This window comes from Pseudomonas brassicacearum (assembly GCF_918698105.1).
GTDB classification, from domain to species: Bacteria; Pseudomonadota; Gammaproteobacteria; order Pseudomonadales; family Pseudomonadaceae; genus Aquipseudomonas; species Aquipseudomonas brassicacearum_F.
The window spans coordinates 124,526-138,322 of record NZ_CAKKMI010000002.1; the positions used below are offsets into that span (position 1 = coordinate 124,526).

Consider the following 13,797-nt stretch of genomic DNA (forward strand, 5'->3'; position numbering starts at 1 on the left):
AGAGACGTCATGCGCACCCCCCACTACGCCCCATTACTTTCGCTGGTTGCACTCTGCGCGTTTGAGCCGCAGGCGCAGGGCTACGAGCTTTATAACGAAAACGACGGCGGGACCGTCCTGAACGCCGAGCTTTGGGCCGGGTTTGGCTGGTTCGGCAGCAGCGAGAATTACCTCGGCGACCCGCAACGGGAGCCCGGCAGCATGCGATGGCAGGAAGGGTTCGCCAAATATGGAATCAGCGGCACGACGGATAAAATCGATGCCGGCTCGATCTACGGTGGGTTCAGCATGATCAGTACGGGGTCATGGGGCGACGGCGACGCGGGAGCGATCACCGCGGGAAATGAGAGAGAAACCGCGGTAGAAGATGCCTACCTGGGCTGGAAGTCAGGGGATCTGGTTCCGGCCTTGGGCACGGACGGCGTTGATTTTTCTTTTGGCCGGCAGATCGTTACGGTGGACGGCTTTCTGATTACCGATGATGGGTTCGCCCCCGGGAACGCTTTCAACCCCATCGAGGGCGTAGCGGACGGCCGATTCAATCGCGGCGGTGCCTTTTACCTCGGCCCGCGGTTGGCGTTCGGCAATACGGCCGTCCTGAAGCTGGGCGGTACGCAGGGCCTTCACGGCAGTCTGATCTGGTTGAAGTCGGATAATCCCGGGCAGTCCAAGACCGAAGTGGCGGCCGCTACCGTCGACTACACAACGCCCATCGGCTCGATCGGTTCGACGTACGTGCGCGGCCTGGATGTCGAAGAGCGATACGTCTTTGGCGATCGGGGGGAGCGCAAGGGCATGGACATCTACAGCATCCGTGGCCAGGGCAATGCCGGCATCGAGAACGCAGATTTCGCGTTCGAAGTGGCGCGCCAGGAAAAGCGATCGGGGTCGCAGCGGGCGATGTTCTTCGACGCGGGCTACACCTTCGCCGATGTCAAATGGCAACCAACGGTGAGCTATCGCTATACGCGCTATTCCGAAGGCTGGGACTTCCTGTTCCAGGGCGGTTTTCGCAAACGCTACCAAGGTGAAGTCGGCGTGAATTACGCAGGTTCAGTGACTTCGAATATGCAGATCAATGATGTACTGCTCTCGGTCATGCCGACCGATAAGTTGACGCTTAACGCCATGGCCTTCGACTACCACCAGCTTTCCCGGCGGGGGGAGCAGGACTTCAGCGCACGCGAGTTCGACTTTTTCCTGGACTGGATGGTGACGGACAACATCACGCTCTCGCCCCTCGTCGGCTTCTACAAGCCCGATAAGTGGCTCGGCAACGGTGGCAACCAGAGCGGGAGCGCGTCGACGAACACCTATTTCCAGCTCATCGCCTGGGTGAGTTTCTGAGCTGCCATCCACGCGCCTGGCACCGGCCGTCACGCACTTCAAAGGTGGCGGTTTCGGGATGTCAGTCATTACCAACGTGCAGAAGAAGACGCAGGTCATGCCTATGAAAATGCTCCCTCTTGCTCATGCAGTCATCGCGCTGCTGGCCATCCTGGCCGCCGCGGTGAATCCCTCGTTCGCCATCGCCGCAACACCCAGTGCAACCTCCAGCGCGGCCCAACCGAAAGCTGCACCGCCCGACATCAGCGGGTTGTGGATGCCGGTGGGGAGTTCCGTAGACCCCCTCGTCAACAGCACCGGTGCCGATAACCCCGACACCAATATTGGCCCTCCATTCGGCACCACGCCGGAACTCAAGGGTGTCTACCTCGAGAGCGCCAAGAAGCGCACTGAAGCCCTCGCCAAAGTGGGCAGCGAGTTCAAGACCTCGTGCAAGGTGCTGGGCATGCCAACGAACATGGTCGGGCCCTACGCGGTGGAGATCATGCAGACGCCGACGCAAATCAACTGGGCGCAAGAGTTCCTGCGTGAGACTCGGCGCATTTACCTCGATGGGCGCGCCCACCCCAATCCGGAGGAATCGCCGCCGACGTTCGAGGGCCATTCGGTCGCACGCTGGGAGGGGAATGTGTTGGTCGTCGAGACGACCAACATCCGGCAGGAAACCACGTTGGGCGAGTATGGGCATGCCGATGATTCGCTCGGCCATGGCCCGCGCATGATCATCAGGGAGAGGATCTTCATCAACGACGAAGGCCTGCTGCAGGTGGACGGCAGGGTCGAAGATCCGGATGCGCTGGTCAAACCATGGCAATGGGCGCCGCTGACTTTCCGCCGTGCGCCCAAGGGAGGCGAATTCATGGAGTTCGTCTGCGAGGACAGCAATAACGAGTCGATCGATCCCGTGACGGGCGCGGAAATCACGACGATTCCCGAGCGACGGAGCCTGAACCAAGCAGATAACAATATTCAAGGAGACACGAAGTGAATCTCAAATTCATGCTGTTCGGTTTGGCGTTCCTGGGCTTGCCGGCACCTGTGGTTTTTGCCCATCACTCCTACTCAGCCTTCGACATGTCGAAGCTCGTCGCGATTACCGGCACAGTGAGTGAGGTGCAGTTTAAAAACCCTCACGTTTGGTTGTTCGTCGATGTGCCGACCGGGGACAAGAGCGAGACCTGGGCCATCGAGGCCGGTGGCCCGAATATCCTGATTCGTCAGGGCTGGATGGCCAATACGCTCAAGCCGGGCGACAAGGTCGACCTGCAGCTCGCGCCGATGAAGGACGAGACCAAGACGGGGGGAGCCCTTCAGGCGCTGCGAATGCCCAATGGGAAAACCATCGGAGCCTGGAAATGAAGCCTATGGGCGAGGTTTGGTTGCCCAGGCTTTCCATCGCGGCTTTGCTGGTACTGACGACGGGCGAGGCCGTCGTCGCGCAAACCCCATCCATGCCGCAAATCTCCCCGGTGCCTCCCAGCGGCCGGTTGCCTCTCGCGTCTGCGTCAAGGCACGGCACCGAGTATGTCGACTTGGAGAGGTTCGGGTATGTAGAGGAGGAGTATTACCTGCTGGGGCTCGCGCCAGCGATCACCGCTTCAGGCGAGCACTTGTTCGACGCGCCCTACGTGACGCGTTTTCTTATCCGCAAACCCAAGGATCCTGGACGCTTCAACGGCACAGTCGTGCTGGAGCCGTTCAGTTGGATGGGGGAACGTGGCGCGGGCTGGATCCTCACCCGCAACTACCTGATGCGCGAGGGTTACGCATTCGCCGGCTATACACTCAGCATCAATCGGCCGGCGAACGACCCCAAGACATTGGATTGGGATCCCGAGCCCCGTAACTTGAACCTGGACTTCATGCGGCGCTACGACTACAAGCGCTACGCACCGCTCGGCAGCTACTATGACAGCGACCGGTTTCGACGCGGCAGCGGTCCCGATCAGTATCCGCCCCAGGCACAGGGCATTGCTGCGCAGCTGGCTTTGCTGCTCAAGTCAAACCTTGAGAGTGGTCCCACACAAGGGCTCGACGTCAAGCGCATCTATGTCAATACTTGGGCAATCAATGGGCAGCTCTGGCTCGATTATCTCGATCAGGGCCGTCACCAGCAGTGGCGCATGCCGGACGGCGGACCGCTGATCGACGCCTATATGACGGGGCACGTTGTATATGGCGACCTGGGGGGCGAGGTGCTCAGGGTTCCGCGCAAACTCCCCATGGATGCTCCGTTCGTGACGGTCTACAGTCAGACCGAGGTGGTGCACGATGCCAGTCAGGAGATCGTGCTACCGCAAGATACGGACCAACCGAAGCTGCGTTACTACGAGGTCGCGGGCATGCCGCACCTGCGGCTTGTCGATCAGGGCACCGACGGAACCGAGCCGCACCCGGCTGACGGTGACAAGCGCAACGATCCGCAATGCCAGTCCCTCTATGACGAGCCGGTGGAGACGGTCGTATCCGCGATCCTCGATGCGATGGATCGCTGGGTGCGTGAAGGTATACCGATGCCCAAGGCTGAACGGGTCGGTCGCGAGGGGAAAAGCGTTGCCCGCGACGCGCGGACCGGGAACCTGCTGGGAGGTTTACGTCCGCCGTGGATCAAGGTACCGAGCGCCACTTACCTGACCGATCAGGAAACTGGCTGCGGCTCAGCCTACGACACGAAAGTGCCATATTCCGCGCAGCGGCTGAAGGCGTTGTACGGCAGCTATGCAAATTATGCGAGTCGTTTTGAGGCCGCCAAACAACAGGCGATCAAGGAAGGCTATTTGCTGACGGAGGATGCGGTATTCGTCAAGCCAGTCGCTTTGCCGGCGGACTTTACCGGGCCGCTGCGGTCCGAGCCGTGAGTGAAGGCGTTGGCATGTCTTGCCAACGCCTCATCAAGTCACAGCATGCGGCGCAGGACGTCGCTGCGAGGGTCCCGGTCGAAGAACCGGTGCTTGAGGGCGCCGGCAATATGCACCAGGATCAGAGCGAGCAGGGTATAGGCGAGCACCTTATGCAGCCATTGGAAGACAACGAACCAGTCGTCATTTTTTCCAAGGAGCTCCGGAAGGTTTATCCCGAAAAAGAACACCCCGTCGCTCATCGTGTAGGTGCTCGACATCGAATAGCCCATCAACGGCACGATCACCAGCAGTGCATACAAGGTGCGGTGCGCAAGCCTTGAGGAAACTCGCTCATACCGTGCCAGTGTTTCCGGCGGTTGCGGCAGCCTGGGGGTGCGCACACGCAGGGTGATCTGAATCAAGGCCAGCAGAAACGCCAGCACCCCAAAGGACTTGTGCCACGGGTAATAGAGCTCATATTTGCTCGCCACTTCGTCATCCAGCCCCGTCATGTGCCAGCCTGCCCAGAGGAGGCCGGCGATGAGCACGGCGCGCACCCAGTGCAAAATCCGCAGGGACGTCGGATACCGATCAATTATTGTTTGATTTGCCGGATTCATCGCGGTCTCTCCATCCATCATCAAGGCATCGCAAATGCACGTTTGAACGGCCACCCTCCACGACACGGCGCTTGGAGGGTGGTCCGGTCAGTGCGGTTTTTTGGTTCTCAGCTGGGTAGCAGTACGGTGATGACTTTCTCCTCGGTATAGGCCAATGCGCCGCTAAATCCGCCTTCACGGCCAACGCCACTGGACTTGACGCCGCCCCAGGGCAGGTTGGCGTCCAGCGGGCTCCAGCAGTTGATGCCCACGGCACCCGCCTTGACCGCCGCCGCCACGCGGTGCGCCCGCGCCAGGTCGCTGGTCCAGACTGTGGCCGCCAGGCCGTAGGTGGAATCGTTGGCCAGCGCGACCGCCTCATCTTCGCTGTCGAACGTGATCACCGTGCCGACCGGGCCGAAGATCTCGTCTTGGGCGATCGCCATGTCGTTGCGGGCATTGGCGAAGATGGTCGGCCGGACAAACCACCCCTGCTCAGGGTTCGATACCCCGCCTGCCAGCAGGGTGGCCCCTTGGTCGATGCCCAGTTGAATGTAACGGTTGACGCGATCCAATTGCGCCTTCTTGGCCACCGGCCCCATCTGCACGCCGGGTTGGCGAGGGTCGCCGACCTTGACGGCTCGCGCGGCATCGGCAAGCGCCGCGGCGAAGCGATCAGCGATGTTGCGTTGGACCAGGATGCGCGAGCCCGCCGCGCAGACCTGTCCCTGGTTGGCGAACAGGCCCAGCGAGCAGCCGAACAGCGCGTCCTCGAACGAAGCATCGTCGAAGACAATCTGCGGGCTCTTGCCGCCCAGCTCCAGTGCCACGCGCTTGAACAGCACGCCAGCGGTGCGCTGGATTTCGCGGCCGGCCTCGGGGCTGCCGGTGAAGCTGATCTTGGCGACGTGCGGGTGCTCGCACAGGGCGCGTCCCACCTCGTTGCCGTAGCCGGTGACCACGTTGATCACGCCGGCAGGGAAGCCCGCTTCCTGAGCCAGCGCCGCCAGGTGCAGGGCCGACTGCGGCGTTTCTTCCGAAGGCTTGATGACCACGGTGCAGCCGGCTGCCAGCAAAGCGGCGAGCTTCCAGACGGTGATCATCAGCGGCGAGTTCCAGGGAACGATGGCACCGACCACGCCCACCGGCTCCCGGACCGTGTACGAGAGGGCCTTGGTGCCGAAGTAACCGCCGGTGGGAATGGTGCGGCCCTCCAGCTGGTTGGCCCAGCCGGCGGCGGCGCGCAGGTTGGCGATGGCGTTGGGCACGTCCAGCCGACGCGGTTCGATCGGTGAGCGCCCGATGGCATTGGCGTCCAGGTCCGCCAGCAGGTCGGTGTCGCGCTCCACCAGGTCCGCCAGCTTCGACAACAACCGGCCACGCTGGGCGCCGTCGAGCTGGCTCCAGGCGCCACGCTCAAGTTGGGTGAGTGCCGCCGCTACGGCTCGGTCCACGTCCTCGGCCGTGCCGCGCGCGCAGCTGCCGTAGATCTGTTCGGTCACGGGGTCGACGAGTGTGATGCGACGGCCGTCGGAAGCCTCGAAGGACGCGCCTTCGATAAAATGGTTCAGGTGTTGAGTCATTTTGCAGTCCCTAAAGTGATGTGGCGTAGTCGGGGTGTACACACCTCATCCCTTGAGGGAGGCCAGGGCGTCGCCAAAGATGTCCAGGGCCTTGAAGAACAACGCGCGTGAGATCGTCAGCGAAGGCATGACGCGCATCACGTTGCTGTAGCGACCGCAGGGAATCATCAGCACCCCGTGGTTCAACAGGTAGCCCATGAGTTGGCCGATCTTGTCCGGTGCCAGCGGCGCCTTGGTGACCGGGTCTTCGACCAGCTCGATGCCGATCATCAGGCCGCGACCGCGGACTTCACCGATCAACGGGCTGTCGAAACCACGGATACGTTCCTGCGCTTCCAGCCCCAGCGTGTGGGCACGGTTGAGCAAATCGAGCTCTGGGTCCTGGAGGATGCTGATGTTGGTCAGCGCCACGGCTGCGGACAACGAGTTGGCGGCGAAGGTGTTGGGCATCGATCCATCAGGAATCGCGGCTGCCAGGTCCGAGCGCATGATCAGGCCCGCCATCGGCAGGTCGCTGCCGATGCCTTTGCCGAAGGTGAGCATGTCGGGCTTCACGCCCGAGTGCTCGACCGCCCACATCTTGCCGGTACGCCCGGCGCCGGACTGCACTTCATCGACGATCAGCAGCGCGCCGCTGCGGTCGCAGGCCTTGCGCAACAGTTGCAGGAACTCGGGTGACGGAGGCACGTAGCCGCCTTCGCCCTGCACCGGTTCGACGATCACGGCGGCTACGTCATCGGCGGCGGTGTAGGGGGTGTTCAGCAGGTAATCCACGTAGTCGCCGGCAATTTGCTCGGCGCTTTTGTGGGTGGTGTCGAAGGGGAAACGGTAGGCATACGGGTAGGGCGCATGAATGACCCCGCCCATCTGGGCGCCGTAGCCCTTGCGGTAGGCCGTGCCTGTGGTCAGCGCACCGGAGGCGTTCCATACGCCGTGATAGCCGCCGTGGAAGGCGATGATCTGGTGCCGCCCGGTGACGCGTTTGGCGAACTTGATCGCCGCCTCCAGCGCATCGCTGCCGCTTTGCGTGAAGAACGTGATGCAGTCGCCGCGCAAGCCGTCGGGCGCGATTTCGGAGAGCTTGGCGGCCAGTTCGGTGCGCCGGGTGCTGTTGACTTCCAAGGCATGCATCAGCACTTCGGATTGCTCGCGAATGGCCTGCACCACCTTCGGATGGCAGCGGCCTACGCTGCTGACGCCCACGCCAGCGGACAGGTCGATGTAGGTGTTGCCATCGGCGTCCTTGAAAGTCGCGCCGAAGGCCCGGTCCATGGCCACGGGCATGCGTCCGCCGCCGCGAGCCATCGACTCGGTACGCGCCGACAATGCCAGGGCCTCGGTGGTCCTTGGGCCGGGAATGCTGGAGGAGATCCGCGGGGCATCCGCGAAATGGAGGGATTCTAGCTTGGCTTCACTCATGACGGTCTCTCAGGATGTCGGTTACAGTGCCCCGATCATCCTCGTGGCCCGTTCCTGGCCGGTAGCCCGAATCGGCACATTGGACGGGCCGGATCGGGCGCTCGCACCTAGGCGCTGACATGACCCAAAGAAAAGTTGCAGAATTCTCTTAATGTGAGAATATCGCGCAATAAGGCATTCTAAAAACAAGAATATTGGCCGAGGCTTTCGTCATCATGAAAAATCAGAACATCAGCCATTTTCGTGACATCCATGTCCACGCCGCCACCGTCCAGGAGTGGAGCCAGGATTACAATCAGTTAACCGCTGGTTCGGCCGAGAGTTCGCTCATCCAGTTGACGACGGGGCGTTGCCACGTATTCCGCGAGCAGATCAACCAGCGCGTGGTGCAGCATGGCGTCGCCCCCCGAGGCAAAATGTGCTTTGCCGTGCCCATCACCGTCCCGGGTTCGATTCGGATGCAGGGGCGGGAGGTGGACGAGAGCAGCCTGTTCTTTCTTCATGGCGGCGAGGAGTTCATGTTCCACATGCCGATGGGCATGGAATTGCTGGCCATTACCTTCGAACGCGAATTGTTCGAACAGGCGTTGGCGCAAACCGCGTCGGCCAAGGAAATCAGCCAGTTACTCCGCCAGCCGGTGATCAGGCTCCCCACGCGACGCTACGCTGACGCTCGGCGTCGGATGCTGGCTGCATTCTCCCAGGCGCTCTCGAGCGAAGAGCTCGACCCTGCGCAAGATCGGGAGCTGGCATTGGAACAGGCCATGCTCGACGAGTTGCTGCAACTCATGACCGACCCGGCCTGTGACAAGCAGCAGCGTTCGCCAAGCTCCACGCGCAGCTTCATTGTCGAAAAATGCCATCGCCTGGCGACCGCGGACCTGAACAACGTGCCCAGCGTGGATGAGTTGTGCCAGCGCCTCCAGGTGAGTCGACGTACCGTGCAGAACAGTTTCCGCTCGGTTGCCGAGACGACCCCGATCAATTACCTGCGCTCCGTGCGGCTCAACGGTGTGCGCCGGACCTTGATGACCACCCGCGCGTCGCATCTCTCGATCGGCGATGCCGCCGCCCAATGGGGCTTCTATCACCTCAGCCATTTTGCCGCGCAATATCAGGAGCTGTTCGCCGAATTGCCGTCCCAAACCGCGCGCGCGGCCATCGGTGGTTGCGCGCTTGCTTGAATATTGCCGCTGTTTTTTGAGGAGAGGTTTCTGGTTACCGATTTGGGATAGTGGGACGTTCATGGAGAGGCATAGGATCGAATCCAGCGTGCGACAAGAACAATAACGCTATTCGGTGACGGTGAGCGGTTGACTGCATCGATCCTACAACGCCTGCCTCATACAATAAGGTCAAGAAAACATGAGTGTACCTCTCCCGGTCAACAGCTCCACGGAGCTCAAGCGTGGGGCCCTGGGTGTCGGCTTCATCATCTTCTTCGTGGTGTCGGCCGCCAGCCCCTTGAGTGTCATCGCCGGCGGCTTTCCCATTGGCATCATGCTGGGCAACGGCGCCGGCACACCGGCGTTGCTGGTCCTGGCCTTGCTGGTGTTACTGGCGTTTTCGGTGGGCTACACGACCATGTCCCGGCACGTCACCAATGCCGGCGGTTTCTATGCGTTCACCTCGCGCGGCCTGGGGGGCCTGGCCGGCGGTGCGGCGGGGGTGCTGGCGATGTTTGCCTACAACATCCTCCAGGTCGGCCTGTACGGCATGTTCGGCGGCGTGGTCAGCGGCACGATGGACAGCGTGTTCGGCCTGGTGTTGCCCTGGTGGTCCTACTCGCTGATGGCGATGGCCAGCGTTGCGATTCTCGGTTATCGCAAGATCGATCTGTCGGCGCGGGTGTTGTCGGTCATTGTGATCGCCGAATATCTGGCCATCCTGCTCCTGGACTTTGCCATCCTCAGGACCGGCGGTGACAGTGGCATCAATCTCGACGCGTTTGCGGGCCGTCACGTGTTCAGCGGCACGCCGTCAATCGGCCTGCTGTTCTGTTTCGCCGCGTTCATCGGTTTCGAGGCCACCACTATCTACGGCGAAGAGGCCAAGAACCCGCAACGTACGATCCCGATTGCCACCTACTGTTCGGTCTTGCTGATCGGTGGGTTCTACGCGCTGTCGATCTGGTCGATGGTCATCGGCGTAGGGGCGGACAAAATCGTCTCCACGCTTCAGGCCTTGCAGGACCCCACGACCTTTATCTATGGCATGTCCGATCACTTTGTCGGCCCGCGCCTGACCCAGGTCATCCGCGTGCTGTTCATGGTCAGCATCTACGCCGGGCTGCTGGCGTTCCATAATGCCGCGGCCCGTTACTTCTACGCGATCGGACGTGACGGTTTGCTTCACAGCCGCCTGGGCACCACTCATCGCGTCCATCAGAGCCCGCACATGGGCTCGGCGTTGCAGAGCTTGATTTCTGCCGTGGTCGTGCTGATCTTTGCCGCGATGGATGCCGACCCGATCCTGCAACTGTTCGCCTGGCTGTCCAACCTGGCGACGCTTTGCGTGATTTTGCTGATGGCGCTCACGTCCGCGGCGGTGTGGGCCTTTGCCCGCCGCCACCCCGAGCTCAACCTGGGGATCTGGCGTGGGCGGATTTTCCCGGGCTTCTCCTGCCTGGCGCTATTGGCGGTGCTGTTTATCGCGGTGGTGCATTTCGATGTGCTGACGGGCGCGAGCAAGGCCTTGTCATACGGCCTCTGCGCCATCATTCCCGCTGCGCTGCTGACGGGCGTGTTCCTCGCGGCGCGACTGCGCAAGGCCGCGCCGCAACGGTATCAGGTGTTGGGCAGCCACAAGCTATAGGGGGCTGCGCAGTATCGATGGCGCTTGAAAAGGATAAGGCTAAGCTCATTGGGTTCCCGCGTTCCAGCGCCTCAGCGGCCAGTGTGCCAGGCTGGACCTTAGATAGCAGAGGAGTCTTGCGATGACGCTTCCACGCGCGTTGGCATTCGATGTGTTCGGTACCGTGGTTGACTGGCATTCAGGCATCGCACGTGAGGCGAGTCCCTTCGTGTCGACCTACCTGCCCGCGGTCAGCCCCGCGGAATTTGCCATGCAATGGCGCCGGTTGTATGCGCCAGCGCTGCGCGAGTGCATCAAGGGGCATGGAGGCTTCGTCGTGCTGGACACATTGCACTACGAGACGCTGGTCCAGTTGTTGACGACTTACGGCCTGGAAGTCGACCAGATTGCCCCCGAGGTGTTGCACACGCTTGCCCATGCCTGGCGCCGCCTGGACCCTTGGCCTGACGTGGCCGAGGGCCTGGCCCTGCTGCGTCGGCGCTTTGCAGTGGTGACCTTGTCCAATGCCAATGTGGCCTTGATGATCGCCATGAACCGCTACAACGGTTTGCAGTGGGACGCGCTACTGGGGGCGGAGTTCGCGCAAACCTACAAACCGGATCCTGCGGCGTACCTGTCCACGGCCAGGGCACTGGACATCAAACCCACTGAACTCTGCCTGGTGGCCTGCCACCACAGCGATCTTTCGGCGGCCAGGGCGTGCGGCCTGATGACGGCCTATATCGACCGGCCCATGGAATACGGTGGAGCGCCTGCACCCGATGCCGCCCAAGCCCAGGATTGGGATTGGCAGGCCGATAGCTTCATCGATCTTGAACATAAGCTCTAGCGGCTTGAGGGACTGTTCAAGCGGAATCGGGAGCAGCACGCGCTTGAGCCCGGATGCGGACGGCATGCCCCTAAAGGTGGTAGCGCGATTGCACCCATTGTTGGATTTGTTCCAATGCCACCCTGGGGGCCAGGGTGCTGTCCGTTTCAATGAGGCGTGTCTTGTTGGCAAGCACATCGTCGCGGATTATATGGCGGAACCAGTTGGAAAAATCGCCGGCCTTCATATGTTCGCCAAGAGCGACATCGGACAGTTGCATCGAGAGGGACAAAAACTCCGTCAGGTTTGTGGCACTTTTGCCTAGGGCCGGAAAGTGAAACGCATGCCATGCGCCGACGTTTCCCGAGACGTACTTGCCGCTGTGACGATGGTGCTTCTGGTCTGGCTGGACCTGCTCGAGTAGCACCACATGTTCGCCTTCTCGCAGGTTCCACAGACAGGCATGTTCCAAGCCTGGAGGGCGCTCTGGAAAGGCGGGCCAGCTGCGTTGTATGCGCTTGGCGAACTGTTCGACCAGTTCCCGGGCCGTGCTGCCGAACGTGACCAGCACGTTTACCTCATCAAGGAGCGCCGGGCATATCTGATCGAAGTTCAGGGCAACGATGATGGCTCCCATGTTGCCGAGAAAGCCGGGGGGCCAATTGGCACAGTGGGGAAGCATGTAATGCGCTTCGTCCACGATTAGCCAATAGGGTCGGCCCGAAACGTTGCGAAGATGATGGATGGCGGGCAATAGCTCGCCAAACAGTTGCACACGCGCAGCCGGATCCAGGGCCAAGGCGCTGACCACAACGTTAAGCCGCGCCTGTAGAAGCAGTTGCACCGACTCCTCGGTCGTCGGGGGCACGGTCAGGCCACCCACCGTTACCGCGTCGTCAAGGGTCAGATAGTCGCCTTCCGGATCAATGATGCAGAAATCCTGGTGAGCCTGGACCATTCGTTCTGTCAGCCAGGTAATGAAACTGGATTTGCCGGAGCCAGAATTGCCAACCACCAGCAGCACCGACTCTGCAGGCAACCAGGCCTTGTTCGCATCAACGGTCTGGCCCAACGGGACTCCGGTGCGCTCGATGGGCACCAACGCGACGTCTTTTTCCAGCAGCATCTCCACCAGCTCGCAGACCCCGTCGCCATGGTCCTGGCTGAGGCACACGTCTGCGCTGGACTTTATCGAGGCAATGGCATTGTTCACGGCCGCGGCACAGCCACAGATCGATAAAAAGGCGTGGTCGTTTTCCGCATCACCCACACCCACCACATTCAGCTCACAGATCCCCAGTCTTCGCAGCGCCGCACTCAGGCCTGACGCTTTGTTCACACAAGGCGGCAAGATCATGATCGCGTCCTTGTTGAACGTCATCTGCCACTCCAGGCCGAGTTCGCGGATGCTGCTGAGCACCGTGTTTTCAAACGGACGCCACGTGGCGATGACCGATCGGCCGATCGACAACGGCCAGACCCCTTTGTCACGCAGGCTGGCCACCAGTTCGGTGGAAGCTGGATCCGCGATGAGTTCTTCGGTGTCCGTGGCGGGGTCGTACAAGAGCGCGCCGTTTTCGACGATCACCAGGTCAAACAGGTCAAGCTGTGGAAACTGGTGCTTGAGCGCTTGCAGTTCCCGACCGGTCACCAGCAGCAACTTGCGGCCGCTCTCTTTGAGGCGCGTGAGCGCTGCACAGACCTGCGGCGGGACGTTGCCGTTTTCGGCAATGGTCCCGTCAAAATCCATTGCCAAGGCTAAGAAGTGCATGCTGTTTACCGGCTTGGTTTAATCGGCTTTCGTCTATTCGTCGCGTGTCCAGCGGATGCTCACCCCATATTTATCCCCGCTGTATCGATAATCGGCCTTACCTTTGAAAGAACCCTCCAATGCATGGCCCAGGCAGTTGGCCAAGTGGATACCGGTCGTGGTCACGACCAGGTTCTGCCCTGACTCGGTCAGCTTCATGAGGCGCTCCAGGGCGTGCTCGGCTTTTTCCTTTTTTTCAGTGTTTTGAATCAGGTTGATGATTTCACTTCGGTGTTTTTGCAAGAAACCACCCGACAACGTGAGTGTTCCTGCCGGTGCGTCGTCATCGATGCGTCTACACGCGGGGCATGCCGTTTCTTGTGCTTCATGAACCACGGTGTTCTCAGGACGATTCCAGGTCCAACTTCCGGCCTGGTACACAGCACCACAGTGCGGACACAGCGCTGAACCCTCGACGCGCTGCAAGCGATAGGGGTCATGGGCGGCGCTTTTGAACAACTTGTCTTTCTGGCTTTTCTGATACTTGTCCATGGCGTTTCCCTCGGGCATTGAGATGAAAAAATCCACAGTTGATTGAAAATCGAATACCCATCCCTGGACTTCATGACTTCATTTG

The 13,797-nt window shown here is 61.1% G+C and carries 12 protein-coding genes; 7 read left to right on the forward strand and 5 right to left on the reverse strand.

Annotation, left to right across the window (positions count from 1 at the left end):
- Positions 1-9: 9 nt before the first annotated feature.
- The 4 genes from LQ215_RS01630 to LQ215_RS01645 are packed head-to-tail and all read left to right on the forward strand — an operon-like array spanning position 10 to position 4,205.
- On the forward strand, positions 10-1,347 hold the full coding sequence (locus tag LQ215_RS01630) for an alginate export family protein (protein WP_230147112.1): 1,338 nt from the start codon (positions 10-12) through the stop codon (positions 1,345-1,347).
- Between the two features lie 58 nt (positions 1,348-1,405).
- The gene (locus LQ215_RS01635; protein ID WP_230147113.1) at positions 1,406-2,335 is read left to right on the forward strand and encodes a hypothetical protein; all 930 of its coding nucleotides are present in this window, start codon (positions 1,406-1,408) and stop codon (positions 2,333-2,335) included.
- Positions 2,332-2,706 (forward strand): DUF6152 family protein, encoded by a 375-nt coding sequence (locus LQ215_RS01640; RefSeq protein ID WP_230147114.1) that lies wholly within the window; start codon positions 2,332-2,334, stop codon positions 2,704-2,706. The genes LQ215_RS01635 and LQ215_RS01640 overlap by 4 nt, the downstream gene beginning before the upstream one ends.
- Positions 2,703-4,205, forward strand: a complete 1,503-nt coding sequence (locus tag LQ215_RS01645) for an alpha/beta hydrolase domain-containing protein (RefSeq protein WP_230147115.1) — start codon at positions 2,703-2,705, stop codon at positions 4,203-4,205. Before LQ215_RS01640 ends, LQ215_RS01645 begins: the two co-directional genes overlap by 4 nt.
- Positions 4,206-4,243: 38 nt before the next feature.
- On the opposite strand, the gene LQ215_RS01650 is transcribed toward LQ215_RS01645, so the two are convergent.
- From LQ215_RS01650 to LQ215_RS01660, 3 genes are all read right to left on the reverse strand, one after another.
- Positions 4,244-4,807 (reverse strand): cytochrome b, encoded by a 564-nt coding sequence (locus tag LQ215_RS01650; protein WP_230147116.1) that lies wholly within the window; start codon positions 4,805-4,807, stop codon positions 4,244-4,246.
- A 107-nt stretch (positions 4,808-4,914) separates the two neighbouring features.
- Positions 4,915-6,369 carry an aldehyde dehydrogenase family protein gene (locus tag LQ215_RS01655; RefSeq protein ID WP_230147117.1) on the reverse strand — a complete coding sequence of 485 codons (1,455 nt, stop codon included), beginning with the start codon at positions 6,367-6,369 and terminating at the stop codon, positions 4,915-4,917.
- Positions 6,370-6,414: 45 nt separating this feature from the next.
- Complete coding sequence (locus tag LQ215_RS01660; protein WP_230147118.1) at positions 6,415-7,788, reverse strand: aspartate aminotransferase family protein; 1,374 nt, start codon at positions 7,786-7,788, stop codon at positions 6,415-6,417.
- Positions 7,789-8,003: 215 nt separating this feature from the next.
- Here LQ215_RS01660 and LQ215_RS01665 point away from each other — a divergent pair, with 215 nt between their 5' ends.
- The 3 genes from LQ215_RS01665 (at position 8,004) to LQ215_RS01675 (ending at position 11,431) form a co-directional block, all read left to right on the forward strand.
- Positions 8,004-8,972, forward strand: coding sequence for a helix-turn-helix domain-containing protein (locus LQ215_RS01665; protein ID WP_230147119.1), 969 nt, complete (start codon positions 8,004-8,006; stop codon positions 8,970-8,972).
- 181 nt (positions 8,973-9,153) lie between these two features.
- Entirely contained in the window at positions 9,154-10,602 is a 1,449-nt protein-coding gene (locus tag LQ215_RS01670; protein ID WP_230147120.1) for an APC family permease, read from the forward strand.
- Between the two features lie 121 nt (positions 10,603-10,723).
- Positions 10,724-11,431 (forward strand): haloacid dehalogenase type II, encoded by a 708-nt coding sequence (locus LQ215_RS01675; RefSeq protein ID WP_230147121.1) that lies wholly within the window; start codon positions 10,724-10,726, stop codon positions 11,429-11,431.
- Positions 11,432-11,501: 70 nt separating this feature from the next.
- Here LQ215_RS01675 and LQ215_RS01680 read toward each other — a convergent pair whose 3' ends face one another.
- A complete protein-coding gene (locus tag LQ215_RS01680; RefSeq protein ID WP_230147122.1) occupies positions 11,502-13,181 on the reverse strand; it encodes an HAD-IIB family hydrolase in 1,680 nt (559 codons plus the stop codon).
- Positions 13,182-13,214: 33 nt separating this feature from the next.
- Positions 13,215-13,712, reverse strand: a complete 498-nt coding sequence (locus tag LQ215_RS01685) for a BCAM0308 family protein (protein ID WP_230147123.1) — start codon at positions 13,710-13,712, stop codon at positions 13,215-13,217.
- Positions 13,713-13,797 lie beyond the last annotated feature (85 nt).